This is a genomic window from Nonomuraea sp. NPDC049750 (assembly GCF_040659625.1).
GTDB lineage: Bacteria > Actinomycetota > Actinomycetes > Streptosporangiales > Streptosporangiaceae > Nonomuraea.
The window spans coordinates 710723-737570 of sequence record NZ_JBFANB010000001.1 but is presented as its reverse complement, the minus strand read 5'-3'; the positions used below and the strand labels follow the sequence as shown (position 1 = coordinate 737570).

General features: G+C 69.0%; 28 protein-coding genes and 1 tRNA gene. 12 read left to right on the top strand and 17 right to left on the bottom strand.

The features are described from left to right. Positions 1-22: 22 nt before the first annotated feature. The 3 genes from AB0J16_RS03565 to AB0J16_RS03555 all read right to left on the bottom strand — a co-directional run bounded on the left by AB0J16_RS03565 (position 23) and on the right by AB0J16_RS03555 (position 2260). Positions 23-1120, bottom strand: a complete 1098-nt coding sequence (locus AB0J16_RS03565; RefSeq protein ID WP_358534271.1) for a Dyp-type peroxidase — start codon at positions 1118-1120, stop codon at positions 23-25. Continuing rightward, the gene (locus AB0J16_RS03560; RefSeq protein ID WP_358534269.1) at positions 1117-1644 is read right to left on the bottom strand and encodes a copper chaperone PCu(A)C; all 528 of its coding nucleotides are present in this window, start codon (positions 1642-1644) and stop codon (positions 1117-1119) included. Before AB0J16_RS03560 ends, AB0J16_RS03565 begins: the two co-directional genes overlap by 4 nt. 73 nt (positions 1645-1717) lie before the next feature. Next, complete coding sequence (locus AB0J16_RS03555) at positions 1718-2260, bottom strand: MFS transporter (protein WP_358534267.1); 543 nt, start codon at positions 2258-2260, stop codon at positions 1718-1720. Between the two features lie 107 nt (positions 2261-2367). On the opposite strand from AB0J16_RS03555, the gene AB0J16_RS03550 reads away from it, so the two are divergent. From AB0J16_RS03550 to AB0J16_RS03540, 3 genes are all read left to right on the top strand, one after another. Next, the gene (locus AB0J16_RS03550; protein ID WP_358534265.1) at positions 2368-2964 is read left to right on the top strand and encodes a TetR/AcrR family transcriptional regulator; all 597 of its coding nucleotides are present in this window, start codon (positions 2368-2370) and stop codon (positions 2962-2964) included. Then, positions 2961-3335, top strand: coding sequence for a VOC family protein (locus AB0J16_RS03545; RefSeq protein ID WP_358534263.1), 375 nt, complete (start codon positions 2961-2963; stop codon positions 3333-3335). The genes AB0J16_RS03550 and AB0J16_RS03545 overlap by 4 nt, the downstream gene beginning before the upstream one ends. A gap of 136 nt (positions 3336-3471) precedes the next feature. Next, positions 3472-4200 carry a hypothetical protein gene (locus tag AB0J16_RS03540; protein ID WP_358534261.1) on the top strand — a complete coding sequence of 243 codons (729 nt, stop codon included), beginning with the start codon at positions 3472-3474 and terminating at the stop codon, positions 4198-4200. An 89-nt stretch (positions 4201-4289) separates the two neighbouring features. Here the strand turns inward: AB0J16_RS03540 and AB0J16_RS03535 are convergent, their stop codons facing one another. From AB0J16_RS03535 to AB0J16_RS03525, 3 genes are read right to left on the bottom strand one after another with little or no spacing between them, the layout of a single operon-like run. Continuing rightward, on the bottom strand, positions 4290-6881 hold the full coding sequence (locus tag AB0J16_RS03535) for a LuxR C-terminal-related transcriptional regulator (RefSeq protein ID WP_358534259.1): 2592 nt from the start codon (positions 6879-6881) through the stop codon (positions 4290-4292). 48 nt (positions 6882-6929) lie between these two features. Then, on the bottom strand, positions 6930-7091 hold the full coding sequence (locus AB0J16_RS03530; RefSeq protein ID WP_358430534.1) for a hypothetical protein: 162 nt from the start codon (positions 7089-7091) through the stop codon (positions 6930-6932). A 59-nt stretch (positions 7092-7150) separates the two neighbouring features. Then, a complete protein-coding gene (locus AB0J16_RS03525) occupies positions 7151-10492 on the bottom strand; it encodes a BTAD domain-containing putative transcriptional regulator (protein ID WP_358534257.1) in 3342 nt (1113 codons plus the stop codon). Between the two features lie 113 nt (positions 10493-10605). Between AB0J16_RS03525 and AB0J16_RS03520 the strand changes: the two genes are divergently transcribed. Further along, positions 10606-11124, top strand: coding sequence for a universal stress protein (locus AB0J16_RS03520; protein ID WP_358534255.1), 519 nt, complete (start codon positions 10606-10608; stop codon positions 11122-11124). Between the two features lie 298 nt (positions 11125-11422). On the opposite strand, the gene AB0J16_RS03515 is transcribed toward AB0J16_RS03520, so the two are convergent. Further along, positions 11423-12790, bottom strand: a complete 1368-nt coding sequence (locus AB0J16_RS03515; RefSeq protein ID WP_358534253.1) for a PLP-dependent aminotransferase family protein — start codon at positions 12788-12790, stop codon at positions 11423-11425. 67 nt (positions 12791-12857) lie between these two features. On the opposite strand from AB0J16_RS03515, the gene AB0J16_RS03510 reads away from it, so the two are divergent. The 5 genes from AB0J16_RS03510 to AB0J16_RS03490 all read left to right on the top strand — a co-directional run bounded on the left by AB0J16_RS03510 (position 12858) and on the right by AB0J16_RS03490 (position 15742). After that, positions 12858-13307: a carboxymuconolactone decarboxylase family protein gene (locus AB0J16_RS03510; protein WP_358534251.1), complete on the top strand. Its 450-nt coding sequence runs from the start codon at positions 12858-12860 to the stop codon at positions 13305-13307. Positions 13308-13345: 38 nt separating this feature from the next. Next, on the top strand, positions 13346-14599 hold the full coding sequence (locus tag AB0J16_RS03505) for an MFS transporter (RefSeq protein ID WP_358534249.1): 1254 nt from the start codon (positions 13346-13348) through the stop codon (positions 14597-14599). Between the two features lie 186 nt (positions 14600-14785). Further along, positions 14786-14905 carry a DLW-39 family protein gene (locus tag AB0J16_RS03500; protein ID WP_214635294.1) on the top strand — a complete coding sequence of 40 codons (120 nt, stop codon included), beginning with the start codon at positions 14786-14788 and terminating at the stop codon, positions 14903-14905. A 16-nt stretch (positions 14906-14921) separates the two neighbouring features. Next, positions 14922-15650 carry an HAD-IA family hydrolase gene (locus AB0J16_RS03495; RefSeq protein WP_358534247.1) on the top strand — a complete coding sequence of 243 codons (729 nt, stop codon included), beginning with the start codon at positions 14922-14924 and terminating at the stop codon, positions 15648-15650. 19 nt (positions 15651-15669) lie between these two features. Beyond that, positions 15670-15742 (top strand) — tRNA-Ala (locus AB0J16_RS03490). A 553-nt stretch (positions 15743-16295) separates the two neighbouring features. Here AB0J16_RS03490 and AB0J16_RS03485 read toward each other — a convergent pair. From AB0J16_RS03485 to istA, 6 genes are all read right to left on the bottom strand, one after another. Beyond that, positions 16296-16529, bottom strand: coding sequence for a hypothetical protein (locus AB0J16_RS03485; protein WP_358534245.1), 234 nt, complete (start codon positions 16527-16529; stop codon positions 16296-16298). Between the two features lie 294 nt (positions 16530-16823). Then, positions 16824-17147, bottom strand: a complete 324-nt coding sequence (locus tag AB0J16_RS03480; protein WP_358534243.1) for a tyrosine-type recombinase/integrase — start codon at positions 17145-17147, stop codon at positions 16824-16826. Between the two features lie 274 nt (positions 17148-17421). Next, positions 17422-18864, bottom strand: coding sequence for a proline--tRNA ligase (proS, locus tag AB0J16_RS03475; RefSeq protein ID WP_358534241.1), 1443 nt, complete (start codon positions 18862-18864; stop codon positions 17422-17424). After that, on the bottom strand, positions 18840-19163 hold the full coding sequence (locus AB0J16_RS03470) for a hypothetical protein (protein WP_358534239.1): 324 nt from the start codon (positions 19161-19163) through the stop codon (positions 18840-18842). The genes proS and AB0J16_RS03470 overlap by 25 nt, the downstream gene beginning before the upstream one ends. A 40-nt stretch (positions 19164-19203) precedes the next feature. After that, entirely contained in the window at positions 19204-20082 is an 879-nt protein-coding gene (gene istB / locus AB0J16_RS03465) for an IS21-like element helper ATPase IstB (protein ID WP_358534237.1), read from the bottom strand. Beyond that, a complete protein-coding gene (gene istA / locus AB0J16_RS03460) occupies positions 20082-21323 on the bottom strand; it encodes an IS21 family transposase (protein WP_358534235.1) in 1242 nt (413 codons plus the stop codon). The genes istB and istA overlap by 1 nt, the downstream gene beginning before the upstream one ends. 811 nt (positions 21324-22134) lie before the next feature. Between istA and AB0J16_RS03455 the strand changes: the two genes are divergently transcribed. Together AB0J16_RS03455 and AB0J16_RS03450 are read left to right on the top strand one after the other, a co-directional pair. Next, complete coding sequence (locus AB0J16_RS03455; RefSeq protein WP_358534233.1) at positions 22135-22431, top strand: nucleotidyltransferase family protein; 297 nt, start codon at positions 22135-22137, stop codon at positions 22429-22431. Beyond that, positions 22421-22858, top strand: a complete 438-nt coding sequence (locus AB0J16_RS03450) for a DUF86 domain-containing protein (protein WP_358534231.1) — start codon at positions 22421-22423, stop codon at positions 22856-22858. The genes AB0J16_RS03455 and AB0J16_RS03450 overlap by 11 nt, the downstream gene beginning before the upstream one ends. Before the next feature lie 630 nt (positions 22859-23488). Here AB0J16_RS03450 and AB0J16_RS03445 read toward each other — a convergent pair. The 4 genes from AB0J16_RS03445 to AB0J16_RS03430 all read right to left on the bottom strand — a co-directional run bounded on the left by AB0J16_RS03445 (position 23489) and on the right by AB0J16_RS03430 (position 26048). Then, entirely contained in the window at positions 23489-24031 is a 543-nt protein-coding gene (locus AB0J16_RS03445) for a GNAT family N-acetyltransferase (protein WP_358534228.1), read from the bottom strand. Positions 24032-24186: 155 nt separating this feature from the next. Then, on the bottom strand, positions 24187-25131 hold the full coding sequence (locus AB0J16_RS03440; RefSeq protein ID WP_358534225.1) for an ADP-ribosylglycohydrolase family protein: 945 nt from the start codon (positions 25129-25131) through the stop codon (positions 24187-24189). Positions 25132-25308: 177 nt separating this feature from the next. Further along, a complete protein-coding gene (locus AB0J16_RS03435; RefSeq protein ID WP_358534222.1) occupies positions 25309-25731 on the bottom strand; it encodes a type II toxin-antitoxin system VapC family toxin in 423 nt (140 codons plus the stop codon). Continuing rightward, positions 25728-26048 (bottom strand): prevent-host-death protein, encoded by a 321-nt coding sequence (locus AB0J16_RS03430; RefSeq protein ID WP_358534220.1) that lies wholly within the window; start codon positions 26046-26048, stop codon positions 25728-25730. Before AB0J16_RS03430 ends, AB0J16_RS03435 begins: the two co-directional genes overlap by 4 nt. A gap of 195 nt (positions 26049-26243) precedes the next feature. Between AB0J16_RS03430 and AB0J16_RS03425 the strand changes: the two genes are divergently transcribed. Beyond that, on the top strand, positions 26244-26561 hold the full coding sequence (locus tag AB0J16_RS03425) for a helix-turn-helix transcriptional regulator (RefSeq protein WP_358534217.1): 318 nt from the start codon (positions 26244-26246) through the stop codon (positions 26559-26561). Positions 26562-26848: the final 287 nt, after the last annotated feature.

Here is a 26848-nt window from a genome sequence, read left to right as displayed (position 1 = left end):
TTCGGTTGAGCAGGCCGGGAGCTCAGCTGAGCAGGCTGTCTCCGATCCAGCCCTCGGGTGCGCAGCCCGGTGGGATGGCGAAGACAGCCGAGCCGACGGGTGTGATCCACTCGTTCAGCAGGTCGCCCTTGGCCAGGTTGCGCTGGATGGGAACGAACTGCCGGTCGATGTCCGCCTGGTAGGAAGCGAACAGCAGCCCGGAGTCCGATTCGCCGTCCGGAGTGAGCCCTTCGTCATAGTTGTAGGGACGGCGCAGGATACGCAGTCCCGGGTCCGTGACGTGCGCCCGCCTGATGTGGGCGTACTCGGAGATGATCGGGAAGCCGAGCTTGTTCACCTGGCGGTAGTCCGCCTCGTCGCGTTCCGCCCGGCCGGTCAGCGGGGCGCCCGTGTCGAGACGGCGGCCGATCGTGAACTCCCTGGCCACCCGGTCGGCCGCGTCCCATGACTCCAGGCTCATGCGGATGCGCCGCAGCACCAGGGTGGTGCCGCCGCGCAGCCACGCGGGTCCTTGGGAGATCCACACGGCCCGGTCCAGGTCGGCGGGCTGGATCGTGCCGTCGACCTGGCCCATCAGGTTGCGCCGCGTCGCGCTCTGGAAGCCGCGCTGGATCCAGCGGACCTTGGCGAACGCGCGGGCGTCCTTGACGATCATCCGCAACGCGTGGGCGACGGTGACCCCGTCGTCCGCGCAGATCTGCACCATCAGGTCGCCGCCGCTCCACCGCTTGTCCAGCTTGTCGATCGTGAACGACGGCAGCGGAGCCACCGGCGACTCCGCCTTCACCGCCGCGAACAGCCCCGGACCGAAGCCGAACGTGATCGTCAGCCGGGCGGCCGTCGCGGCCAGCTCGGGCTCGGTGTCGGCCAGCGCGGGCCGCCCCTGGGTGAGGCGGCGCGCGTCGTCGGTCAGCAGCTGGAGGAGCCGTACGACGGCCTCCTTGTCGCTGTCCGGCGACAGGTCGAGGCCGACGAAGACGGCGTACGCCTGCGGAGGCGTCGCGATCCCGGCCTGGTGGGGCCCATGAAAGGGCTCGACAGTGGCTTGCGCGGGGGCTGCGGTCAGGGCACCGACGGCCGTCAGAGCCCCTCCGGCGATGAGACCCCGGCGGCTGATCACTTGTGGCCCATGCCGGGCTGGTAGTCCTCCTTGCCACCGGCGAAGTCCTTGCCGATCGCGGTGAACTCCAGCTGCTCGCCGCCCTTGACGGTGAGCGTGAACGGGATCCGGGCGCCCGGCAGCACCTCCTGCGCGACGCCCATCAGCATGATGTGGTCGCCGCCGGGCCGCAGCTCGTGCGTGCCGTGCGCGGGGATGACGAAGCCGCCCTCCTTTGGCCGCATGATCATCTTGCCGCCGGACTCCACGACCTCGTGCAGCTCGATCTTCGGGGACAGCGGCGAGGCGCCGGAGACGATTGTCACCTCGGCGTCGGTGTTGTTGACCAGCGTGCCGAAGGCGGCGCTCATCCCCTTCTTCGCGGTCTTCACCCAGGGGTCGGTGATGGTGAGGGCCACGGCGGGGGACTGCTCGGCGGCAGCGGGGGACTGCTTGGCCGGTACGGCGGCGACCTGCGCGGAGCCGCAGCCCGTGAGCGCGAAGGCAGTGGCGGCGGCGAGCAGCAGGGCATGGCGAGAGAACATGAGGGAATGCCTTTCTCCACCCGGTACGGCACGCCGAAGCGCGCCCTGCCGGGCGTGGTCATCGAAACGGGGGTTAGCTGGTTTCGACGACCATCGGCGGACCCCGCCCGGAGACCACGTGCCGCAGCACGGCCGAGCGGAAGACCGGTGGCTCCGCCGTACACGGAGCTTGGAACGGCGCCCGGATGACGGGCAGCAGCACGACCAGCAGCCGTACGGCCAGATGGCGCAGCAGCCCCCAGAGCAGGGCCTCGCCGCGCGCCAGCCACAGGGCGGTCAGCCCGATCGCCCAGCCGTGCGCGACCAGCATGCCAAGACCCGGCACCAGGCCCGAGTGCGCGTGACCGATCGCCGCGATCGGCGAGACGGCGTGGGCCAGTGAGAACAGCAGGTGCATGACCACCTGGAGGCCGCCGAGCAGCGGCAGGATCGCGCCTACGGTGCGCTCGCGCCCCGACAGCGGGAAGGCCGCCGCGAACGACAGCCCCAGCGCGATGCCCATGGCCGGCGCTCCGACAGTGCCGCCGCCGAACGCGTGCGCCGCGACGCCCAGCCCGAGGCACACCGCGGCGAAGGCCGAGGTGCGGGCGAGGCGGAAGGGCAGACCGGCGGTCACAGTGCCGTCATCATGCCACGGCCGTTGGCCGCCCCGCGATCAAGCATCGGAGTGAATACTCACTCCGCTCTTGACGGAGTGAGTATTCACTCCGTACCGTGGTCCGCATGAGTGAGAAACCAGTCCGGCGCAGGGCGCCGGGAATGAGCCCGGAGGAGCGCCGCGCGATGATCATCGCCGCCGCCCTCCCTCTGGTGGCCGAGTACGGCACCGCCGTCACCACCAGCAAGATCGCCAGAGCGGCGGGCATCGGTGAGGCCACCGTCTTCCGTGTGTTCGCCGACAAGGACGAGTTGCTCGACGCCTGCATGGTCGAGGCGATGCGGACCGACCGCGTGGTCACGGAGCTCGCCTCCATCCCGCTCGACCAGCCGCTGGCCGACCGGCTCACCGATGCGGCCGACGCGCTCCGCGCCCACCTGGAGCGGATGGGCGCCGTGGCCGGAGCCCTGCATTCCAGCGGCCACCGGAGCGGCGAGCGGCGCGGCCGCCCGCAGCCGGGCAGCCGGGAGGCGTCCATGGAGCTGATCGGGGACTCGATCGCCGACTTGCTCGAACCGGACGAGGCGGCGCTGCGGCTGCCCGCCGCGCAGGTGAGCAAGATCTTCCTGGGCCTGCTGTTCGCCCGGTCGGCCGTCCTGTCCACCGGCCAGTTGGTCGAGGTGTTCCTGCACGGAGCCATCGAGGAGAAGGAGTCGGCATGACCGTGTCCCTCAATCACACGATCGTCTCCGCCGCCGACAACAACCGGGAAGCCGACTTCTTCGCCGACATCATGGGGCTCGAGCGTCTGCCACCCACAGGGGCCCGCGGGCACTTCGCCCCCGTGCGGGTCGATGAGCGGCTCACGCTCGACTACATGACCGTCGAGAATCCTGAGGGGCATCACTTCGGGTTCGACGTCGATCCGGCCACGTTCGACGCGATCCTGGCCCGCATCCAGGAGCGCGGCGTGCCGTACGGGAACCACCCCGCGACCCCCGACAACGGACGGATCGACCACCCGCTCTGCCCGCGCGGGCTGTTCTTCACCGACGCGGTCCGCAACCTCTACGAGATCATGTCGCGTGAGTGAGCGCGCCTCGCCGATCAACGCGAAGCAACCGGCGGCGTGCGCCGCCGACCGACTCGGGGCCACGCCGACCGATGCGGAGCCACTGGCCGCGCCATCGGCCGACACGACCGCTTCTTCCCCGGCATAATGGCGCTCAATGCCGAAATTACATGACCTGGCGGATTATGCGGCGACCATGGGTCCCGTCATCGGCGCGGTCCACGTGAACGTGCATGCCTCGGCTCGCGCGCAGGACGCGGGACTGCTGCCCGGCTTCCTGATCGACCTGCGTTTCACGCTCCCCCTCCGCCCGCTGAGCCGCCGCTCGCTCGCCACGATCTACCGGTACGGCGACGCGGCCGAGCTCGACGCCGAGATCCAGGACCACCTGGACCTGGGCATGCTGGAGGAGGACGGTGACGGCGCGCTGCGGGCGACGGCCAAGGCGCTGGCGTTCATCGACGGCCTCTACGCCGTGCACGCCGCCACCACCGAGCGGATCTGGGCGGGCCGCGACCTCAAGACGCTCGCCGACCTTGCCGGACGGGTGATCGGCGCGGCTGGAGCGGATCCTGGTGACGCGCAGGGCGCCACGACGGATCTGGGCGCCTTCGCCGCGATGGCGCCGCCGTACGAACCGGTGGGCACGCCGACGGGTGTGCTGCTGTTCAACCGGCTCGCCGCGCTGCGCTACCACCGCGCCGACTCGCACGCCGCCGCCTGGCGGGCCGCCGGCCTCACCGCCGCCGAGATCATCGTGCTCGGGCCGGGGCCGCTGCGCGACCGGATCGAACGGGAGACCAACCGGCGGGCCGCCGAGCCGTACGGCGCGATCACTGAGCACGAGCGCGCGCTGTTCCACGACGGCCTGCTGGCACTGGTCTAGCGAGCCCCGGCCCGCTCAGAGCGAGCCGGGCAACACCGCTCCGAGCGAGCCGGGCAACGCCCACTCAGAGGGCGGCGAGTAACGCCCGCTCAGAGAGAGGCGAGCAACCGGCCCACCTCCGCACGGTCGTTGACGCCGAGCTTCTCGTACACGGCCTGCAGGTGGTTCGCGGCCGTCCGGGTGGAGACGGTGAGCCGGGCGGCGATCTGCCGGTTCGTCAGGCCGGCCGCCGCGAGCTGGACGATCTCCCGCTGGCGCGGCGTCAGCTCGGGCGTGGCCAGCTCGACCAGCGCGGGCGTCGACACCCCCGGGCAGCGCCTGGCCAGCGACCACGCCCTGGTCTGCGCCCCCTTGGCCAGAGCGCCCCTGCCCATCGCGCGGTAGGCGGCGGACTCCTGGGCGGTGGCCTCGGCGGCGTACAGGATCATCCCGAGCCGCTCGAACCCGGCCGCCACCGCACGCAGCTCGTCGGGGTCGCCGGTGGCCCGCGCGTGCCGGGCCAGGAGCCCGGCGAGGTGCCCGTCCACCCGTTCGGCCAGCGCGGACAGGCGGTCAGCGGCCAGCGCGGGAACCCCCAGCCGCACCAGATCGTGCAGCGCGAACATCAGATGCCCCGACTGCTCGTGCTTCTCCGCGGCGTCGGCCGCCGTCAGGCACAGGCGTACCGCCTCGTCCAGGTCCCCGCTGGCCGCCGCCACCCACACCGCGGCCTGCAGCGTCGGATAGCGGGTGAACGCCCATCGGGAGGCCAGCTCCTCGGCCTCGGCCTGCAGGTCGCGCGCCTCCGCCGTCCTGCCCAGCAGCGCCAAAGCGTGCGCCTGCTCGGCCAGGCACCGCCCCCGGTACGGCGAGCGGTCGTACAGCCCGGCGGCGTCGTCGCGGCTCCAGCGCACGGCGCCCTCGGCGTCGCCCCGCAGCCTGCTGACCAGCGCGCGGAACGCCCCGAACCCGGAGACCGACAGCTCGGCGGCGGCCAGCTCCATGCCGTAATCGGCGGTGCGCTCCGCCGCGTCCAGCCGCCCGGCGAACGTCTCGGCCGCGCAGCGCGCGTCGAGCATCGTCGGCAGCGCGTGCGGCGTCTCGTCCCCCCAGCCGTCCACCCCGGCCAGGGCCTGCTCGACGACCGCGATGGTGTGCTCGGTCCGTCCCGAGTAGGCGCTGGTCCACGAGTCGAGCGCGGCCAGGTGCGCCGCGCCGCGCACGGTGATCGGCGTGCACGCGCGAGCCCGTTCGAGCGACTCGACGGCTCGGGTGGTGCGCCCCGCCCAGAACTCGGCCACGCCGAGGTAGATGTGCGCCTCCTGCTGCCAGGCCGAGTCGGTGAGTGTACGAGCCGCCTCGCCGAGCACCCGGCACGCCTCGGTGAGCGAGCCCGCCCAGGCGTGGTTGAGACCCAGGCTGATGGCGTGCTGCGCGCGCTCGCTCTCGGTGACCACCGCCGGTGCCGTCTGCCGCAGCGCCGTCAGCGCGGCGTCGGCGTCGCCGAGCACCATGAGCGACTCGCCGAGCAGCGCGACCGCGGCCACGCTCGGTCCCGCGTCCATCGCCGCCCTGGCCAGCCGCGCGGCCAGACGGGGATCCTGCCTGGCCCAGGCCAGCCGCGCGGCGACGAGCAGCATGTCCGGATCGGTGGTCGAGCCGCTGTCGAGCCGCCACACCGCCGCGCGCAGCACGTCCTCGCGCCGCCGCAGCCCGCTCGCCTCCAGCGCCTCGGCGAGCATCCGCAGCCGCCGCCGGGTCCGCAGCGTGCCGCAGCCGCCGCGTACCACCTCGCCATAGAGGGGGTGGCCGAGCCGCAGATGCTCCCGCTGCACGTCGCGTACGGCCACGATCAGCCCGCGGTCCTCGACTCGCTCCACCGCGATCGGTGAGGTGAGCGAGACCAGCAGATCGGTGCCGAGCGGCTCGCCGAACGCCACCAGCTCCAGCACCTCCCGCTCCTCCTGATCGAGGTGCCCGATCCTGGCGTCGACCAGCTCGCGCAGCCGGGTGGTCATCGACAGCTCGCCCTGCCAGCGCCACTGCCCGTCGGTCTCGGTCAGACATCCCGAGGTACGGCCGGCGTGCACGACCTCGCGCAGGTAGAGCACGTTCCCCTCGCTGACCCTGGCCAGGTGCCTGACGGTCTGTCCGGCCACCTCCCCGCCGAGCGCCCCCTCCAGCACCTCCCCGACCTCGGCCACGGTCAGGGGCGGCAGCTCGACCCGGCGGAGCAGCTCGTCCTTCCACAGCGCGGCGACCGGCGCGGGCAGCGGCTCACCGCTGCGCACCGTGACCAGTAACCTCGCGGCGCCGCTCTCCGCCAGGTGGTGCACCAGCGCCGCCGAGGCGGCGTCGAGTCGGTGCGCGTCGTCCACGCTCACCAGCAGCTCGTCCCGTCCCGCGCTGATGCCCAAGTGTCGCGCGGCCCAGCGCAGCAGGTTCTCCCCGCTGCTGGGCGGTTCGGTCAGCGCGTGGGCGAACGCGCCGAACGGGATCGCCGCCGCCGTCTCCGTACCCAGCGCCCGAACCACCCCGTACCCCTCCAGGCCGGACAGCGCCTGCGCCGCCAGCCTGCTCTTGCCCACCCCCGCGTCTCCGGCGATCATCACGCCCGCCCGCGACCGCAGTGCCCCCCGTATGGTCGCCAGCTGGCCCCCTCGCCCGACGAACGGCCATCTGCTCCCCAGCTGCTCGCTCATCGTGCCTCCTCTCACCCTCGATGATGGTGAGCGAGGTTCGCGGGAGGTTCAGGGCTGATCTCGGGTCAAACCGGCGGCGGAGAGCAGCAGGTCGACGATCGCCTCGCTCCCGCTGAACGGCACCGGTTCGCCACCGACTTCTTCGAGCAGCCCGCGGAGCTGGCCGCCGGACTGCTCAGGCTCGACCAGCCGTACGATGACCGTCCTCATTTCGGCACCATCTCCCCGACCGGTTCAGGCCAGGTTCAGGTGGGTTGGAGAGGGGCCGCTCAGGTGGGGTAGGGCGCGGGCTCGACCTCCAGCTCGCGCATCCGCTCGGCGTACAGGGCGTAGCGCCGCCGCGCGTCGCCGCGCCGGCCCGCCGAGTCCAGCACCCGCACCAGGCCGAGGTGGGCGCGCTCGTCGTAGCGGTCGCGTTCGAGCAGGCGCAGCCAGTAGCGAGCCGCCTCGTCGTGCCGCCCCTCGCCCGCCCGTGCCGTCGCGAGCCTGGCCGCCGCCCGCACGTACGCCAGCCTCGCCTCCTCCCGCAGCCCCACGGCCCAGTCGGCGTACGGATCCTCCTCGCAGAAGTCGCCCCCGTAGGACGCCTCGGCCTCCGCCCACCGCGCCAGCGCCTCCGCCGCCCGGCCCGCCTGATCCAGTTGCCCGGCCGAGCCCACCAGATCGAGGAAGCCCTCCACATCGACGTCCACGTTGGCCAGATCGAGCCGTAGCGCGCCCTCGTCGGAGACGACGAACTCGTCCGCCGGACGTACATGATCCGGATCGAGCACCGCTCGCAGCGTCGACACCATCACGTTCAGCCGCTTCAGCCCGACCGCGTCGCCCTGCTGCTCCGGCCAGAGGATCTCCACCAGCCGCTCCCTGCCGATCGCCGCGCCCCGGCGGCTGACCAGGATCTTCAGCAGATCGCGGGCCTTGCGCGACTGCCAGGCGGTGCGGGCGACGGGCACCGCGCCGCGCAGGACTCGGAACGTTCCCATGGTCTCGACCCGCACGCGCGCCTCCGCCACCGGCGTGAACCGGCCGACCAGCGCGTCGATCCGGGCATCGAGCGCCCGGCAGCCGATCGCGTGCATGCGGCTCCTGACCTGATGCGCGATCTCCCTGCCGGGCACCGCGTCGCCCAGCGCGGCCCTGACCAGCTCGGCCCTGGCCCGGCCGATCGGATCGCCGAGCGCCGACCACTGACGCACCGCCTCGTCGGCCAGCCGGGAGTCGCCGTCGAGCTCGGCGCGCAGCTCCACCATCGCGGCCCGCGCCGCGTGATCCCTGCGCCGCACGGCGACGGACTCGGCCTCCGACAGCAGCACCCTGGCCTCGTCGTACCGCCCGGCGGCCAGCGCGACACGGGCCGCGACCAGCCTGGCGTCCACCCCGGCGATGCCTTCCGCGTGCTTCAGCGCCCGCGCGGCCACGCGGGCCGCCTCATCGGGATCGTCGTCCGTGAGCAGGACGGCCAGTTTGTTCAGGGCGTTGGACAGCTCCTGAACCTCGCCGGACGCGCCGGCGTCCGCGATGATCCGCCGGTAGATGGCCATCGCCGACCTGCGGTCGCCGCGCAGCACCTGGATGTCGGCCAGCCGGATCAGCCCATAGCCGACGAACCGCGACCCCATCGCCTCCCACCTGGCCGCCGCGTCCGCGGCGTCGATCGCCGCCTCCTCCAGCCGGCCGAGCCCGATCAGCGCCTTGGCCCGGTTGGCGATGTTCAGCGCGGCGTACGGGGCGAACGACACCAGATCCGACAGCCTGGCCGCGATCTCGACCTCCGCCAGCGCCCTGGTGTAGGCGGCCTCGTCGAGGTGACAGGAGGCGCGATTGGCGCGGATGCGGATGAGCTGGACGACGTCCCCGGCCCGCTCGGCGTACTCCAGCGCGCGCAGGTAATAGGCGTCGTTGGCCCGCCGATCGCCGTCGAGCGAGGCGAGCATGGCCTGCACGGTGTTGGCCGCGGCCAGGGCTCCCGGATCGCCCAGCGCGCTGGCCAGCTCCAGCGCCCGGTCCGCCAGCTCGGCGCAGCCCGCCCGGTCGCCCTTCAGCCAGAGCACCGACGCGGTGGAGGCCGCGCACATCGCCGCGTCGGCCGGCGGCAGCCCGTACTCGAAGCCCTTGGTGTAGATGGCGATGGCCGAGTCGAGGTCGCCACGCAGGTGGTCGATGAGGCCGAGCCGCCTGGCCAGGAACGCGTCGAACACCGAGGTCGCCGCCGCGCGGGCGAGCAGGTCGCGCGCTCGGGTCCAGTCGCCGCGATTCTGCTCGGCGATGCCCGCGAGCCGCTGCATCGCCGGCGACTGCCGGATCGGCTCGGGCAGCAGGGCGAGCGCCGCCACCACGTCATCGCCGCGCTCGGCCAGGCGCAGGCCGTGCGTGCCGAGCAGCGAGGTGACGAGCGTGCTGTGCCGGGTGGCGACCGCGGCGCGCAGGGCCAGCTCGGGCTGGTCGTGCTCGACGTACCAGCGGGCGGCGACGGCGGCCGTGTCGTGGGCCTCGTGCCGGTCGAGCGGCGCGTGCGCGGCCAGTACGTGGGCGCTGGTGGCGGTCAGCCGGTATCCGCTGGGGAGAGTCGGCCGGTGCGCGCCGGTGGGCAGGGTCGGCCGGTGCTCGCCGACCGTGGGGTGGTTGCCTGTCCCGGCCGGCTGGTGTCCGTCGGCCGCGCGGTGGGTGCCCGTCGAGGCGGCCCCGGACCGGTGTCCGTCGTGGCCGGCCTCCAGGAACAGGCCCCGGCTGGTCAGCGAGGCCAGCGTGTCGGGCGGGGCGCCGAGCGCGGCGGCGAGGTCGTCGGTGAGCACGGGCAGCACGGTCGCCGCCCGCAGCAGCTCGCGCATCGCCGCGGGCAGGTCATTGAACGCCGACAGCGTGAGCCGCTCCAGCGTGGCGGAGGTGGCGGCCAGGCCCGCGGCCGTACCCGGCCAGGCGGCCGGATCGGTGCGGGCGAGCGCGTCGAGCGCGGCCCGCACGGCGGCGGGCCAGCCGCCGCAGGCGTCATGCAGCGTGGCGGCGATCGCCGCCCCAGGCTCGCCCAGCCGCTCGCGCGCCCAGGCCGTGGTCTCGCCGATCGTGAGCGCGAGGTCGGTCGCGTCGAGGTCGAGCACCTCATGGTCCTGGCGAAGGCGGGCGGTGGGGAACGGCAGCGGCGCCCGCGAGGCGGTGACCACGTGCAGGTGACGCGGGGCGGCCCGGACCAGGGTCTCGACATAGCGTACGGAGCCGGCCGCGCCGATGATCGTCTCGATGCCGTCGAAGACTAAGGCGAGCCCCCGTCGCAGCCGCCCCGCCAGCGCCTCGGCCAGCGCGCCCGCCAGCGCCGCCGCCCTGGACAACTCGTCGGCGTCCGGCCCGAGCGGGGACTCGGCGGCGGCGGCGAGCTCGGCGGGTAGGTCCGGAACCACCTCCGCGAGGGCCGCGACCAGCGCGCCGGCCAGCGTGGTGAGGTCGCGATCGGCGGGCCCCAGTCGGTGGAGCACCGCGCCGACCGCCTCACTCCAACTCGTCAGCGCGATCGACTTGCCGTAGCCCGTGGTGGCCACCAAAGTGGTGAGCCTGTGCGTCAGCGCCCCGTCGAGCCGCCGGTCGAGGGCGGGACGGGGTTGCACCCACCCACGTTCCACCCACGCATGCTACGCCGGGGATCGCGAACGACTCCAGAGTTCGCAAAGTGCCACCTCCCGGTAACCGGGCCGGAGGCGCACTATGGTCGAGTACCTCTTCGAGGAGGGTCGCGGTGGATCAGGACCTGCCCGGCGGAGCGAGGCTGATCGTGGGGGTGGACGAGTCCCCGGCCTCGCGCTGGGCACTGGCGTGGGCCATCGGGGCCGCGCGGCTGCATCGGATGGCGCTGATCGCCGTCCACGTCAGCCGGGCCCCGGTACACCCCTTCCCCGAGGCGCTGCCCGTGCAGCACGCCATGAAGGCGGGGGAGGAGGCGCGGTGCAACGAGGTGATCGCGGGCGTGTTCGACGACGTGGCCGGTGGGCTGCCCGCTGACCTCACCACGGCGGTGGTCGGCCGGGTCGGTGACCCCGGCTATCACCTCGTCGACCTGGCCCGTGAGGGCGATCTACTGGTGCTGGGGCGGGGGAAGCGGGGGATGATCAGCCGGTTGTTCCTGCCTTCGACGAGCATGTACTGCGCTCGGCACGCCAAGACGACGGTCGTGATCGTCCGGCAGCCGACACCGCCGGACGAGCCGCACCTGCCGGGGGAGCGCACGCGACGGTTCTGGAGCCGCAAGCACATCTAGCTGGGTCGGGTGTCCGTTTCTCCTCTCTCCGACTCCCGGACCTCCGACTCCCGGACCTCCGACTCCCGGACCTCCGACTCCCGGACCTCCGGCTCCCGGACCCCCGGACCGTTCGGACCCCCGGACCCCCAGGTCCGTCGACCCCGGTTCCCCCGGGTCCCCGATCCCTCCGACCCCCGGACCGACCCCCTCGGGTCCCCTGGGTCCCCGACCTCCTGGGTCCCCCGGTCCCCCGAAGGGGGTATCTCCCAATAAGGACCCCAGCCCCCACAGACCGTCACAGGGATCGAGACGGTCGTTAGCCCAGGGCTTCCTTCAGGACGCTCAGGCCCGAGGGGATCTCGGCTTGCTGGATCGCGCCGTACCCCAGAACCAGGCCCTGCTGGGCGGGGCTCTCACCGCAGTAGGCGTCAAGCCGTTCCAGGGCCAGCCGGGGAACCGGGCGTACGGACACTCCGGGGGAGAAGCGGGCGCACAGGTGCAGCCCCGCGACCGAGGGGACCAGACGCAGGCGGTCGTCACCGGCGAGGGCGTCGACGACGAGGGCGTGGCGGGCGGCGTACTCGCGGGTGGCCTTCCTGATGTGTCTGGCCAGCAGGCCCTCGTCGATGAAGCGGGCCAGCGCGGCCTGCGTGGACAGCTCGCCGTGGCAGTCGCTCAGCTGCCTGGCGGCGCGCAGCGCGGGCATGAGCGAAGCGGGGGCCACCAGGAAGCCGAGGCGCAGCATGGGCAGCAGCGTCTTGGAGAAGGAGCCGATGTAGATGACCCGCCCCGCCCGGTCCAGGCTCTGGAGCGGCTCCAGCGGCCGGTCGCCGAAGCGGAACTCACTGTCGTAATCGTCCTCGACGATCACGCCACGCCGCCGCTCCGCCCAGGCCAGCAGCGCGGCGCGCCGAGCCAGCGACATCGGAGTGCCGAGCGGGAACTGGTGGGACGGGGTGACATACACCAGCCGGGCGGCGTTGGGGATGGCGGTCACGTCGATGCCCTCGCCGTCCACCGGGACTCCGACGACGCGGGCGCCCAGCGAGCGGAACAGCCGGCGCGCGGGCGGGTAGCCCGGCTCCTCGACCGCCACGCAGGCGCCGGGGTCGATGAGCACCCGGCCGACGAGGTCGAGCGCCTGCTGGGCGCCGTTGGTGATCAGGACGTCGTCGGCGCCGGCTCGTACGGAGCGGCTGATGCCAATATGTCGGGCTATAGCGTCCCTTAGGGCTTCGTGGCCGGAGGGGTCGGCATATCCGGCGAGGCTGGTACGGAGCTCACGGGCCACCAGCCTGCGCCACGTCTCCATCGGGAACAGCCGGGGATCGGGCACGCCCACGCGGAAGTCGTACTCGTGACCGGCGGCTGGTGAGTCGGCGGCCACGGACCGCCAGATGGCGCGGGGCCGTACGACCCCCTGGGGCGCCGCCCTGGTGCGTACCCGCTCCGCCGAGACGAACGTGCCCGCGCCCGCCCGGCCGACGAGGAAGCCGTCGGCCACCAGCCGGTCGTAGGCGACCGCGACCGTGTTCCGGGAGATCTCCAGCCGTCTGGCCAGCTCGCGGGTCGGCGGCAGGCGTTCGCCCGATCTGAGCCGGCCGTCGAGGATCGCGTCCAGCAGCTGCCGGTAGACCTGTGCGGCCAGGTCACCCCGGCCATGAAGGCTTACATGGACATCCATCTTGGCCCAATCATTTACCCGAAAATTGGAGCTTATATCGGGACAAGATGAGTCTTAGGTTGGAGCCATGACAGAGCGCATGAACCTCGGCGAACTCGCCGGAGAAGCCTACAAAGCCATGGCCGGCCTAGACCGGTACGTCCGGCACAGCACCCTGCCCGCACCCTTGCTGGAGCTGGTACGCCTGCGCGCCAGCCAGATCAACGGCTGCGTCTACTGCGTGGACATGCACAGCGGCGACGCCAAGCAGGCGGGCGAGAGCGACGCCAGGCTGCACGCCGTGGCCGTGTGGCAGGAGGCCCCCTTCTTCACCGACCAGGAACGCGCCGCCCTGGCCTTCACCGAGGCCGCCACCAGGCTCTCGACCGACGACATCACCGATGAGATCTGGCAGCGGGCCGCCGAACACTTCGACGACCAGGAACTCGCCGCCCTGGTGGTGGCCGTCGCCACGATCAACGCCTGGAACCGGATGGGCGTGGCCACCCGCATGACCCCCGAGTCCTACAAGGGCTGACCACCGGTGCCACTCTTACCGCGACGGGACCTGCGACGATGACTACGACGGGACCCACTCCGGAACCCACGACGGGACCCATAACAGCGAGCAGACGGTCGAGCTGGGGGTCGAGCAGAGGGCTCCTCGTACAGGCGCAGCTGGCGAACTCGATCGGCGACGGTGCCTACCTGGTCACCTCGGCGCTCTATTTCGCCAGGATCGTCGGCCTGTCGGCGACGGAGATCGGCTTAGGGCTCACGCTGGGCTGGGCCGTCGGCACCGTCGCGGGCGTCCCCCTCGGCCACCTGGCCGACCGCCGCGGGCCGCGCGGAGTGGCCGTCCTCCTGGCCCTGTCGACCGCCGTCGCGGTCATGTCGTTCCTGTTCGTGCGGTCGTTCGCGCTGTTCGTCCTGGCCGCCTGCCTATACGGCACCGCGCAGACCGGCCTGTCCGCGGCCCGCCAGGCGCTGCTGGCGGGACTGATCGAGCCGGGCAAACGCACCGAGGTCCGGGCCGTACTCCAGTCCACGATCAACGGCGGCCTCGCGATCGGCGCCGCTTTGGGCGGATTCGCGCTGCACGTGGACACCCGGGAGGCGTACCTGGCCGTGTTCGCGGTGGACGCGGTCAGCTTCCTGGCCGCCGCCCTCCTTCTGCTCCGGCTGCCCGCCGTCGCCCCGGTCCCCGCCGCTGCCGGGCCGAAGCTGGCCGTGCTAAGGGACCGGCCGTACGCGGTGATCACGCTGATCAACGCGATCATGCTCTTCTACATGCCGCTGCTCAGCCTGATCGTCCCCCTCTGGATCGTCCAGCGCACCACGGCACCGACCTGGCTGGTCTCGGCCCTGCTCCTGGTCAACACGGTGAGCGTGCTGCTCTTCCAGGTACGGATCGCGCGTCGGGTCAGGGGCCTGGCCGACGCCTCCCGATCGGTGCGGTACGCGGGCCTGGTCATGCTGGCGGCCTGCGCGGTGTTCGCGATGTCGGCCATCGGCTCGTCGGCCTGGCTCGCCGGGCTGATCCTGCTCGCCGCGTCTGGGCTCCAGGCGTACGGCGAGATGCTGCTCGGGGCGGGCGCCTGGGAGATCGGCTTCGCCCTGGCACCGGCGGACAAGCAGGGCCAGTACCAGGGCTTCTTCGGGACCGGGATGGCGGTGGCCAGGATGCTCGGCCCGGTCGTTCTCACCACCCTCGTCATCGGCGGGGGCACGCTGGGGTGGCTGCTGGTCGGCGGCCTGTTCGTGGCGGCCGGCGCCGCGATGGGCCCGGCCGTGAGCTGGGCCACCCGCAACCGCTACGGTTTGACATGATCTACCTGGTGTCCGAGATGGGACGGGATAACCGGCCCCACCTGGGGTTGTTCATTCGTTCTTTGCACATCCGGTACATCTGGTTCGTGCACAACACAAGGACCGCAGCCATCCCTTGCTAGGCTGCATGTCAACCGTTGGGTCTCACCCCGGCAGGTGAGGCCGTCGAAGAAGTGGGGTCACACCGTGAAGAAGCTTGTCGTTCTGGCGCTGATCGCCCTTGGGGGGCTGCTGGTCTGGCGCAAGGTGCAGGCCGACCGCGCCGAGCTCGATCTCTGGACCGAGGCCACCGGCAGCGAGAACTAACCGACCTGGCGAGGCGATGAATGACGTCGTCCAGATAAAGCTGGCGTGCCTGGACCTGGCCGGCACAACAGTCGGTGACATCGCCATGGTCGAGCGGGCTTTCGCCGAGGCGATAGCCACTCAGGGCATCGTCCCCGGGACCGGCGCGTACGCGCGTGCCATGGTGCACGTGCACCGGTCCCGGGGCTGTCCCAAGATCGATGTCTTCCGAGGGATCTTCCCCGGCAACGAGGCCCAGGCTCAGGCGGCGAACCTGACGTTCGAGCGCTCATACGAGGGTGCGCTCGACCGAGCAGGTCTCGTTCCCATGCCCGGAGTCATCGAGGTCCTCGACAAGCTCCGCGGCTCCGGCCTGAAACTGGCCCTGATCACCGGCTTCAGCCGCGTCACCCTGAGCCGCGTCCTCAGCGTCCTCGGCTGGCACGACAAGATCGACCTCGCCATCTGCCCCGAAGACGCCGGCGGCCGTGGCCGCCCCTGGCCCGACATGGTCCTGCACGCCATACTCCGCCTCGGCATCGAGGACGTACGACAGGTGGCGGTCATCGGCGACTCGGAAAGCGACATGCTCTGCGGCCGCCGAGCCGGCGCCTCGATCGTGGCCGGCGTGATGACCGGCGTCCACAGCCGGGAGCGACTCCTCAAGGGAGGCGCCACACACATCCTGGACTCGATCGCCGACTTCCCAGGCTTGATCTTGAGCGAAGACCCGAGTAGGCAGCAGATGGGTGTCGGGGGCCGGTAAGCTATCTTCGTCACGTCGAGGGGCCTTAGCTCAGTTGGCAGAGCGCCTGCTTTGCAAGCAGGAAGTCAGGAGTTCGAATCTCCTAGGCTCCACTCATACGAAAGCCCAGGTCAACTGCATGGGCTTTCGATCTTTCTAAGGGCTATTCAGGGTCCCGTGCCCGTTGCGTGCCCGATGGCTTGTCACGCGCCCCGCGTGCGAGGTCGTCGAGCTTCTGGGCCACCTCACGCTGACGTTCGTCAGTGGAGTGCTGGTAGATGATCGCGGCGCTCGTGCTCACTGCGCCTTTTATGGGCGGCTTCCAAGCAAATGCACCCAGATGTGATGTGCTGGCCGCAATCATCGTCCTGGGAATCCTTGGCACTGGCATCGCCTACGTCCTCAATTACCGCCTGCTCGCCGACGAAGGCACAACGGCATCCGTCGTCACGTACCTGCTCCCCGGTCGTGGTCGTCATCCTGGGAGCAGCCGTCCTGCACGAACCTCTCACCATCCCGGTCATAGCTGGGATGGCCATCGTGCTTGTCGGCGTAGCACTGACGCGGAAAGTGATGCCTCAGAAGGCGGACATACGTTGAGCCCTTTCATCTTGAGTACTTAGCGGCCATCTTCACTGCGTCAGCGGTTGTCGGACGCTGATGTGGTCAATCACTGTGGTCAGCCGCTGGGGGCAACTCAATTCCACGACGAAGCGCCTCGACCACATCCATGGCAGGCTCGAGAGGGAGCCCAGTCGCTCGGCGGATCTCTTTGATGGCGGCAATACGTTGCCCCGACACGATCAGCGTGCGAACAACATGCTGCACGTCGATGGGAACAGCCACATCAGCGATCCGATCCGGATCAGGTCGTCTCAAGCGGCCCTTTTCGCTGATCATTCGACCGGACCCCACGAGCCAGACCATTATCGCGGCAGGCACAACCCAAGCGAATGACACCAAGATCTCAACTACGTTGATGATGCGCTCCCCGTGTCGCCTTAGACGCTCACCCCAACCGCATCCTCTACGGGGATGGAGCACACATCAAGAGAGGCGATCAAGGCGGCCTAAGAAAGATCACCATGCAGCCAGCCCTTGTCTGGTCTCACTTGACGCTTGACACTCCTAGCCGATCTTTCGCTTCTTACAAAAGCCCAGGTCGGCGGCCTGGGCTTCTGATCTTTCTGAGGGCTATTTCTGGTCCCGTGCCCGTTGCGTGCCCGTTGGCTTGTCGAGTGCGCCGCGTGCAAGGTCGTTGAGCTTCTGGGCCACCTCTCGTTGGCGCTCATCGGTGGAGTGCTGGTAGATGATCGCGGCGCGGGTGCTGGAGTGGCTCATGCGGGTCATCAGGTCTCGGATGGACACGCCCGCGTTGGCCGCCAGCGTGTTGCCCGTATGCCGCAGGTCGTGAAAGTGGATCTTCGGCGCGCCCGCGTTCTGGAGCGCCTTTGCCCAGACGCGACGGTTGAAGTTGGTGTTGCGGATCGGGCCGTCATCGGGACCCGCGAAGATCAAGGCGGCGGCCCTCCGCGCCACCGCACGGCCCGCCGCCCGCCGTCCGGGCGTGCGGCGTGGGCGCCGGTCCCGAACGGCGGCGGGACTCAGGGCCGCCCGCCGTACACAGCGCTCGCCGCACCATGCCTCACCCGCCGACCATGGACGCGCCGCCGCCCAAATGCAGCACTACGATCGCCTGGCTGTGGCCAGCCAGCGTACGGGGTCGGGGGCGATCGCCGATCCGGGACTTCGTTCCTCAGCCCCGGCTCACGGAGCATCGTGGTAGCCGTGATCAGTAAGCCCGCCCAAAGATGACACGCTTGCCATACGCAGATGCTTCACCGCAATGCACGCACCATCCGGTCTCTGAAGCACCGTCGAGCGGAATGCAGCGCGGAGTTGCTGCGACCTTGGCCTTGATGTCGTCCTCACACGCGGGACTGCCGCAGTGCAACACCAACGCCCATCCCGACGCTACGGCCTCCGTGAAGGAGTCCCAGGTGTCCACCCTCATGGTGTGACTGTCGCGGTATTCGGTAGCCCGCTGAAGAAGGAAGGCTTGGAAATCTTCCAGTACGCCAGGAATGAGCTCCGGCGCAGAAGACAGCGAGATGCTCTGTTTGCCCTCGTCGCCAAGCCTCTTGGCCATCACCACAGTGCCAGACTCAAGATCACGCGGACCGAGTTCCAGCCGGATGGGAACGCCGCGCAGCTCCCACTCATTGAACCGGAAGCCAGGCGAAAGCTGTGCGCGATCATCGACATGGGTGCGTATACCGGCCGCCTTAAGCCGCCCTGCAAGCTCCAGCGCCGCGGCCGAGGTCTGCGCGCCCTGATCGCCACGTCCAATCGGCACGATTACCACTTGATAGGGGGCAAGTCTGGGTGGGAGGACCAGGCCCTTGTCATCGCCGTGGGTCATGATGACCCCGCCGATCATTCTCGTTGACATGCCCCATGAGGTGGTGTGACACAGTTCGAGACGACCAGCTTCGGAGGTGTACTGAATGTCGAAGGCTTTGGCGAAATTCGTGCCCATGTAGTGGGAGGTTCCAGCTTGGAGCGCCTTTCCGTCCCTCATCATGCCCTCGATGGTGAAGGTGCGGACGGCGCCGGCGAACCGCTCCCCGGCTGTCTTCTCACCAGGTACTACGGGGATCGCCGCGATGTCCCGCGCAACCTCTGTGTAGAGATCGAGCGCCAGCATCGTCTCGCGCATGGCGTCCGCCTCGTCGGCGTGTGCTGTGTGACCCTCTTGCCAGAGGAATTCCGTCGTGCGCAGGAACATGCGGGGCCGCAATTCCCAGCGCACGACGTTGGCCCACTGATTCAGCAGGAGCGGAAGGTCTCGATGGGATGAGACCCACTTGGCCATCATCTCGCCGATGATCGTCTCTGACGTGGGCCGAACGACCAGCGGCTCTTCAAGCTCCTTACCGCCAGCGTGAGTGACAACGGCGAGCTCAGGGGAGAATCCCTCGACGTGATCGGCCTCTCGCCGGAGGTAGCTCTCCGGGATCAGCAGAGGGAAGTAAGCATTCTCATGACCGGTGTCCTTGATCCGGCGATCAAGTTCCCCCTGGATGAGCTCCCACAGGCGATAACCGTACGGTCGGATGACCATGGTGCCCTTGGCGGGTCCCCTGTCAACGAGCTGCGCCTTGGCAACCAGCTCGTTGTACCAGGCCGAGAAGTCCTCATTCTGAGGAGTCACACCACGTTCATCACGTCCCATGCACGGAGAATATCGCTCATGGCATGTCCTCGTGGCTCGTCGAGGAAGGCCTCGCGACAGTGCCCGTAGGGGACGGGGGGATGGCGCTGAATCGCCACGAACTCACCCCATTGCTGCAAGACGTTCTGCAGAGGTGCCACCGTGCTCTGTCGTGCCGCCTGCTCTGTCGCCTGGTCGAGGTGGTCGACAAACTGGCTGAGGTAGGCCGGAGCGATCTGGGCAACTGCTGCCCTGAGGGGGGCGGTGGTCAGTGGCGGCTGAGGGATCAGCGACTCGCTGTCTTGATGCCGGGTGGACATCGTTGACCTCCAAGCTGTTACACCTCCACGCTACCGATTGTCAACGACGGCTGAATCCTGACCCCCTGGCGTCGCCTGAATTTTGACCCCTTGATGTGCTTGATTGGTCGTTGGTGTGGCCGGCTGTGGGGACACGGCCAAGGTCGCGGTTTTTGAGGCGGTAGCTGTCTCCCTTCAGGCTGATGACCTCGGCGTGGTGGACGAGGCGGTCGATCATCGCTGCTGCGACGACGTCGTCGCCGAACACCTCTCCCCAGCGCCCGAACGGCTTGTTGCTGGTGACGATCAGGCTGGCTCGTTCGTAGCGGCTGCTGACGAGTTGGAAGAACAGGTTGGCGGCTTCGGGCTCGAAGGGGATGTAGCCCACCTCGTCCACGATGAGCAGCGGGATGCGCGACAGCTTGGTGAGTTCCTGCTGCAGGGTGGCGGTGGCGTGGGCGTCGGCCAGGCGGTCGACCCAGGCGGCGGCGGTGGCGAAGGCGACCCGGTGTCCGGCCTGGCAGGCCCGGATGCCCAGGCCGATCGACAGGTGGGTTTTGCCGGTGCCGGGCGGGCCGAGGAAGATGATGTTCTCGCGGGCGGCGACGAAGTCCAGCGTTCCCAGATGAGCGATGACCTCGCGTTTCAGGGAGCGTTGGTGATCGAAGTCGAAGTCCTCCAAGGCTTTGCGGCCCGGGAAACGGGCTGAGCGGATGCGGGCCTCACCGCCGTGGGACTCGCGGGCGGCGACTTCGCGTTGCAGGCAGGCGGCCAGGAACTCCTCGTGGGTCCAGGACTCGGCCCGGGCTCGCTCGGCCAGCCGCTCGATGGCGGCGTGCAGCGATGGTGCCTTCAGGGCCCGAGACAGGTAGGCCAGTTCTGCCTGGAGGTTGCGGCCGCTGGTGGGGGTTGCGGCATCCGGGGTGCGCGTGCCCGCCATCACGCCACCACGCCCTGGCCGACCTCGATGCCGAGCGCGGTGTCGTAGTCGCTGAGCGGGCGCTGCTCGACCGGGGTGTCGGCCGCGGGGGTGGCGAGTTGGAGGCGGTGGGAGCGGCGCATCACCGCGGCGGCCTGGGCGTGTGCCGGGTCGGTGATGGTTTGGTGGGCGGCCCAGCATCGTGGGTGTGTCGCGACGCTGTGCCCGCCGCAGGTGATGCTCACCTGCTGCAGGTCGGCGACGACCTCGACCAGCCGGCCGATCGCCGACGGGTGGACCGAGTAGTCGTTGGAGGCGATGCGCACGTAGTGGTCGCGAGCCAGCCGGGTCGACGAACGCCAGCCGACGAGGGGAGCCACCGGCGGCAACGCGACCATGGCAGCCCGGTCGGTGACCAGCCGGTCGGCCGGCCGGCACTCGATTCGCCGATGATGGCGCGTATTGGCCCGGTGGCCCAGCCAGCCCTCCAATTGGGCGTTGAAGTCGTCGGGGCCGGTGAACGAGCGGCCCGGCAGAAACGACGTTTCCAGATAGCCGTTGGCCCGCTCGACCAGGCCCTTGGCCTCGGGGTCGCCGGGACGGCACTGCACGATCTGAACGCCGAGGGTGCCGCGGAACGTGCTGGCTTCGGCGGTGAGCTGGGGCCGGCCGCCTCTCCACTGGCCGATCGCGCTCTCGTTGTCCCATACCAGCGTCTTGGGCGCCGCGCCCAGCATGCGCAGCAGCATCCACATCCCGGCGAACAGATCGCCGCCCGCGCGTGAGGGGATCATGCGCGCCAGCATCCACCGCGAGTAGCCCGACACCATCACCAGCACCGGCAGGCCGGCCTGCTGTCCGGCACCGACCGGCACCTTGACCGGCGGGAACCACAGATCGCACTGCGCCAGCTCACCGGGCTGATACGTCGTCCGCGACGCGGGATCGACCGGCCGATAGAGCGGCCTCAGCTGCCGGACACGCTCCTTGAGCACGGTCATCGACCGTTGCCAGCCGATCCGTTCCGCGATCACCGTCGCCGGCATGTCCGGGAACTCGGCCAGCAGCGCCCGGATCCGCGGTTCTACCGCGTCCACGATCGAACCGCCGCCCGCCCGCCGATACGCCGGCGGCTGATCGGCCGCCAACACCCGCTTCACGGTGTTCTTCGAGATGCCCAGCCGCCGAGCGATCGCCTTGATCGGCATCTGCTCGGCCCGGTGCAACCGGCGGATCTCTGCCCAGTCTTCCACCTTGATCACCCTCCAGAGTGACTGAAGGGGGTCAGTTTTCGGCCGTCGCCACGGGGTCAGTTTTCACCCGTCGTCGACACCGATACAACTGAACCCTTATCCACCTTGGAACCGCAGGTCAAAAGCCCTGTGTCGGGCGGCTGGCGTCCTCGTGTCGCTGGCGGCGGATTCCGGAGCGCGTAATCGTCAGGATAGACCTCTGCTGGATGTCGAGTCCGGTCTTCGGCTCAGGCGTCACCACCGTGCCGCCGGACGATCGGCGCCCGGGAGTCATGACTTGTCGTCCGTTCGGTGGGGCGCTCCGCCTGGACCTGTAGCCCTCGCTCGCTCCCTATGCGGATGGGTCGATGGCAGATGGGATGATCAGGCGGGCGGGTGCACGCCTCGCATGGAAGCGACGGTCTTCGCAATGGGGCGCTTCGCGCAGGGGGCTCAGGCGCTCCTTCCAGTCGGGCCGAAGCCCCGACCCCTGGAGGACTTCGCTCCGCTCAGACGCTTTGTCTTCTTGAGTGCAGGCTTCGCCTGCGCCTTCTACGTGGCCGTTAATCTGGGGTTCGCTGGAAAGTTCCTGCTGGCCCTGCGACTTCCCACGGCCACGCCGCTCCCCCAGCCGAGAAGGGGCATTTCGCAGGCGGAAGCAGTGACGGCCCGATGCCTAGCGTGGCTTCCACCCTTCGCTGGGCGCCCCCGTCGTACCGCACCCGAAGCGATCGGTCACGACCCAGCTGTGTAGTGGTGACGCCCGACTGGTGTGGGGGAAGATGGGGCCGAATCGTGCGGCATCGCAGTTGAGGTGGCATCCTGGGAACCAGGAGGTGCCATGAGTGTTGACTTCACGACCGTCTACGCGCAGTTGGTCAAGCTGTGCGAGAGGTACGGGATTGCCGAGTTGGCTGTTTTTGGCTCGGTTGCTCGTGGCGAGGACGGAGACGGCAGTGACATCGACCTCCTCTATGTTCTGAAGCCTGACAGCAACATCGGGCTTGAGTTCTTCGCGTTCCAGGAGGAACTGGAAGATCTGCTGGGCCGTAAGGTCGATGTGGTCTCCAAGGAAGGTCTCCACTGGGTCATCCGCGACCAGATTCTTACCGACGCCCGGGTGCTGTATGCAGCGTGAGGGCCTGTATCTGGTGGACATCGTGGAAGCTGCCAGGAAGATCGCCTCATACCTCGAAGGCGTCTCAGCTGAGGTGTGGGCTGCTGACTCGATGCGCCGCGACGCGGTTATATGGCAGCTTTCCATTATCGGTGAGGCTGTCGGAGGGATCTCGGACGAGACTCGAGCTTCCACCCCCGAGATCCCGTGGAAGCTCATCAGAGGGCTGCGCAATAACGTGGTCCACCGATACTTCAGCGTCGACTGGAAGATCGTGCACAGCGCTGCCACGGTGAACGTTCCCGATTTGGAACGGCAAGTGCGAGATCTGCTTCAGCATGCCTATCCGGATCTCTTCAGGCGCCTGGAGCATGAGGAATCACGCGCCTTTGCCGATTCCTCCGACGATGAGCACACCGAGCCCTCAACCAGTTCGGATCTTCACTGACTTCTCCCCGCGCGGTAGAGAAACCCACAGAAGGCCGTCGGATGGTGGGGCGGGACACTGCGTGGGGGCGTGTACAGCGTCGGCCTACAGCAACACCACCTCGCACGATCACACGCCACCAGACCGCATACGCCCCGTGATCATGGTGAGGGGCCCTCTGCATCGTGGCTGGCTCCCGTTTGCAAACAGGAAGTCAGGAGTTCGAATCTCCTAGGCTCCACCATTTCTTTGGGTAGGTGGGCCGGGTGCCGCCCACCCGTTGCCCATCTGGGTGGTTGATCGTGGAAGCCCGCCCCGAGCGGTCCTCGCTATCGCTCGGGCTGTTCTTCCTGGGGCGCGCCTTCGGCACACAAGGTCTTCACAAGGAGGCGCTTCGCGCTTTAGGGGCTCAGGCGTGCCTTCAGTCGGGCCGGAGCCCCGACCCCTGCAGGCTCTCGCTCCGCTCGGACACCCTTCCGGAGCGCAGGCTTCGCCTGCGCACCCCTAACCGGCCAGGTCTCAGCAGGGACGAGAGCGCTGCACCGCAACTTCTACGCTCTGAGCAAGCTTCCTCGGAACCGGCAGTAGAGGGCCGTCGCGTTGTCGACGGTCTCGCCGCGCGGCCAGCGGATGCCGTTCAGGTCGGAACAGTCAGAGATCGAGCACCATCAGGATTTCGTCGCGATCATCGCCGCGCGCGAGCCGCAGCGCGCCAGGCCAACGGCCGACCTCTTTCCAGCCTTGCCGCCCATAGAAGTCTTCGAGCCCAACTCCACCACGGGCGGCGAGGTGGAGCTGTTCGAGTCCCATTTCTTCGCGGGCCAGATGGCACACGCGGTGCATCAGTGCTGCTCCGATCCCCCTGCCGCGGAAGTCGGTGTGGGTTTGGACGTGATGGACTGTCCCCCAGTGGGCGATCAATGGGTTGGTGTCTCTGCGCACGTTCAGCCAGCCAGCGAGCATCCCGTCGACGAGAGCCAAGAGGAAGCGGCTGCGGTCTGAGTCGAGGCCGGCGATGAGCTGATCAGCCACTTCCGCCACCTGATTGAAGGTGACAGGTGGAAACGGGAAACCGGCCGCGCCCCCGGCGTTGGTCACCGTGACCCAGCACTCGACCAGCTCCCGCCGCAGTTCGGGCGGCATCTCGTACGGGCTGGTGACCTGGAGAAACTCTGTGACTCCCTCATGCGGCATGGCCACAGCCTGGCAGACCGCTCCGACAGGACGGAGAAAGGATCAGCTCCGGCGGGAGACTCCGGCTTCGGGATCCTCACCAAGCGCCGGCGAGGTCGTAGGTGGCTGAAGTGGACCGGATCTTCCCGCCGCAGTCGTCCCAGGCCAAGCCGCCGTTAGTCTGAAGCCGGACGCTCTGCGAGGTCACGAGCGAGGTCGAGCAGGTGGGGCAGGCGCAGGGTCCGGCCGCCGCTGCCGGATAGCGGGACGTGTAAGGGCTCGGTCCAGGTGGTTGGAATTGCTGCCGGTCCGTATATGGCGCCGGCCAGGCCGCCGGTGACTGCGGCAACGGTGTCGGTGTCGCCGCCCAGGTCGATCGCGGCCCGGAGGGCATCCTCATAGCTGCGGGTGGTGCGCAGCGCCCAGACGGCTGAGCCGAGGCATGGCCAGACGGCGCCGTTGAATTCGGTGGCCTGGTCGGGATGCCAGCTGGGGGCGAGGACGGTGGCATAGCGTTGACGATGGTCGGGGTGGGCAGCGGTGAGGGTCTGGGAGAGTTGGTTCAAGGGGTTCGCACCGTCCAGGGCGACACGTATCAAGTCGTGATAGATCGCGGTGCCTTCCCATGCCGCCGGGTCGCCGTGGGTGAGGGCGGCGATGTGCCGGGTGGCGTCCATGGTGGCCTGCTGTCCGTCGCGGGCGAAGTACACCGCCGATGGGGTGGCCCGCATCAGCGCGCCGTTACCCGCGGCTCGGTGGCTGCTTCGGTAGTGGGCGGTGGCGGCCTGGTCCCAGGGCAGTCCGCGGGTCAGTACGTCTTCGGTCTGTAGTCCGATGTCCTTGGGATCATCGGACGCCCACCGCTGGAAGCGGGCGAAGATATCCGGCAGGTCCAGGCCGCCATGCTCCAACAGCGACTCAGCTACGTGAACGGCCATCTGCGTATCGTCGGTGGCCTCGCCCGCGTCCCAGCCGCCGCCTCCACTCATCTCGCCGCCGGCATCCGGTAGCGGGAAGCGGGAGGAGAACGCTCCCGCCGGGCCGAACTCGAATGGAGCACCCAGCGCGTCGCCCACAGCCGAGCCGACGACCGCGCCAACGGCACGCTGCACAAGATTCACTCCAGCAAGCTACCGAGCTGATCGAAGGAGAGGACGAACATCGCAAATCAGGACGGGTCAGATTGCTGGACAGAGTGACGTGTACAGCAACATCACCTCACCCGAAAGGCTCTGTGGCTGCATGTAGTGACGGCCACAGGTCAAGCTGTTAACTGCCGCATCGCGAGCGCTTTCTATTCATGCCCTGGCCCACTGCGGACGGGTCACTGGGACCACGGTAAGCAGATGATCAAGTCCTTTGAAATCCCTGGGATTGCAGGTGTACAGAGGAAGCCGGTTCGCGATCGCCACACAGGCGATCATCAGGTCTGCGGTGCGGGGGCGTGGTTTGCGCCCTGAGGTAATGACTGCCGTCCACAACTGGCCGTACTCGCGGGCTGCGGTGTCGTCGAAGGGAAGTGGATCGAATTCGGCTTCGGCGGTCTGAAGGATCTTCATTCGCTGGGCGAGCTCCTGCGGTCCTGCCGCCACCAGGACGCCGACCGAGAGCTCCGCGGTGGTGATGGCACTGATCATCATCTCATCGGGGAGCTCGTCGGGATCGAGGCCGGCGCGCAAGATGAGGATGTTGGTGTCGAGCAGCCCCAGAGCGTGGGTCATTCCTCGTCCTCTGCGAATTCCCGTCTGCCGTATGCGCGATCGTAAGGGTCGTAGAGATCGTCGTTGGCGTGGTGGTCCATGTCCTCGCGATATTTAGCGTCGTCCAGTCGTGGCATGCCACACGACACAGCGGCGAATTCGGCGCGTGACACGGCCCGGCGTCGGCGGCGGAGAGGGACCAGATCGCCGATGTGATGGCCATTACGGGTAACGGCGTATCGCTCCCCACGCTCCAGGCCATCCATGATCTCCGCTGACCGATTGCGCAGGTCACGTTGAGAGATCTCATGGGAATGGTCAGGCTCAGGAGCGCTCACATCTGCAGTCTACGGCGTTGTGCCATCCGGTGCTGCAAGGTGACACGCCTGGATACATAGCAAGCCTAAAGGAGTTGTAACTGATGGGAGCGACAGGACACCACGGGCCAGCGCCTGGTACAGGCAGGCCATCCCGCTCGCTGAGCAACGCTATGAGACCTATCTGAAGGAACGTCAGGCGGAGGAGGGCAGATCATGACGGGATATGTGCGTTGGAAGGACATTCGTGCCGAGCACGTCGAACGTGCCGGCGGTGAGGAAACCGTGGAGGCTGGCAAGCAGGAACTCCTCGCCAAGGTGCAAGGACACCGGCTCGCTGAGATCCGTCGCGGCCGCGGGCTGACCCAACAAGACATCGCGCAGCGCATGGGGGTTACCAAAGGACGCGTCTCGCAGATCGAGCAAGGAAAGATCTCTGGGCAGGATGTTCTCGCCCGCTACGCCACTGCGCTCGGCGACCGGCTCCATCAGTCGATCTACTTCGACGACGGTGACATCGCCGCCATTGCCTGAGGTTTCAGTGAGATACCCGGTTCATGGTCCCGCAGTTGCTGTGTGACGCGAAACAGGCTGGTGCGATACGCGCCGACGAGCCGGCCTCGCTAGCCGTCGGTGGCGCCGCACTGTGTTCGGCACGCTGGGAGCGGGCACGCTGCACGCAGCTGGTGCAAGTGGAGCCCAGGAGCGGCCAGCGGGAACCGTTCGGGTCGGGCTGCTCGGCCTTGCGAACCTTATGGATGAGATCAGAAGGTCCCCGATAGTCGAGGATGTCTATGGCCTGCCATTAAGGGCGGTCAGCC

Excerpts from the sequence above, each read along its gene's own strand:
- AB0J16_RS03560 (WP_358534269.1), bottom strand. The coding sequence starts at position 1,644 with ATGTTCTCTCGCCATGCCCTGCTGCTCGCCGCCGCCACTGCCTTCGCG.
- AB0J16_RS03550 (WP_358534265.1), top strand. The coding sequence starts at position 2,368 with ATGAGTGAGAAACCAGTCCGGCGCAGGGCGCCGGGAATGAGCCCGGAG.
- AB0J16_RS03545 (WP_358534263.1), top strand. The coding sequence starts at position 2,961 with ATGACCGTGTCCCTCAATCACACGATCGTCTCCGCCGCCGACAACAAC.
- AB0J16_RS03540 (WP_358534261.1), top strand. The coding sequence starts at position 3,472 with ATGCCGAAATTACATGACCTGGCGGATTATGCGGCGACCATGGGTCCC.
- AB0J16_RS03535 (WP_358534259.1), bottom strand. The coding sequence starts at position 6,881 with ATGAGCGAGCAGCTGGGGAGCAGATGGCCGTTCGTCGGGCGAGGGGGC.
- AB0J16_RS03530 (WP_358430534.1), bottom strand. The coding sequence starts at position 7,091 with ATGAGGACGGTCATCGTACGGCTGGTCGAGCCTGAGCAGTCCGGCGGC.
- AB0J16_RS03515 (WP_358534253.1), bottom strand. The coding sequence starts at position 12,790 with ATGGATGTCCATGTAAGCCTTCATGGCCGGGGTGACCTGGCCGCACAG.
- AB0J16_RS03510 (WP_358534251.1), top strand. The coding sequence starts at position 12,858 with ATGACAGAGCGCATGAACCTCGGCGAACTCGCCGGAGAAGCCTACAAA.
- AB0J16_RS03505 (WP_358534249.1), top strand. The coding sequence starts at position 13,346 with ATGACTACGACGGGACCCACTCCGGAACCCACGACGGGACCCATAACA.
- AB0J16_RS03495 (WP_358534247.1), top strand. The coding sequence starts at position 14,922 with ATGAATGACGTCGTCCAGATAAAGCTGGCGTGCCTGGACCTGGCCGGC.
- AB0J16_RS03485 (WP_358534245.1), bottom strand. The coding sequence starts at position 16,529 with ATGATCAGCGAAAAGGGCCGCTTGAGACGACCTGATCCGGATCGGATC.
- proS (WP_358534241.1), bottom strand. The coding sequence starts at position 18,864 with ATGGGACGTGATGAACGTGGTGTGACTCCTCAGAATGAGGACTTCTCG.
- AB0J16_RS03470 (WP_358534239.1), bottom strand. The coding sequence starts at position 19,163 with ATGTCCACCCGGCATCAAGACAGCGAGTCGCTGATCCCTCAGCCGCCA.
- istB (WP_358534237.1), bottom strand. The coding sequence starts at position 20,082 with ATGGCGGGCACGCGCACCCCGGATGCCGCAACCCCCACCAGCGGCCGC.
- AB0J16_RS03455 (WP_358534233.1), top strand. The coding sequence starts at position 22,135 with ATGAGTGTTGACTTCACGACCGTCTACGCGCAGTTGGTCAAGCTGTGC.
- AB0J16_RS03450 (WP_358534231.1), top strand. The coding sequence starts at position 22,421 with ATGCAGCGTGAGGGCCTGTATCTGGTGGACATCGTGGAAGCTGCCAGG.
- AB0J16_RS03445 (WP_358534228.1), bottom strand. The coding sequence starts at position 24,031 with ATGCCGCATGAGGGAGTCACAGAGTTTCTCCAGGTCACCAGCCCGTAC.
- AB0J16_RS03435 (WP_358534222.1), bottom strand. The coding sequence starts at position 25,731 with ATGACCCACGCTCTGGGGCTGCTCGACACCAACATCCTCATCTTGCGC.
- AB0J16_RS03425 (WP_358534217.1), top strand. The coding sequence starts at position 26,244 with ATGACGGGATATGTGCGTTGGAAGGACATTCGTGCCGAGCACGTCGAA.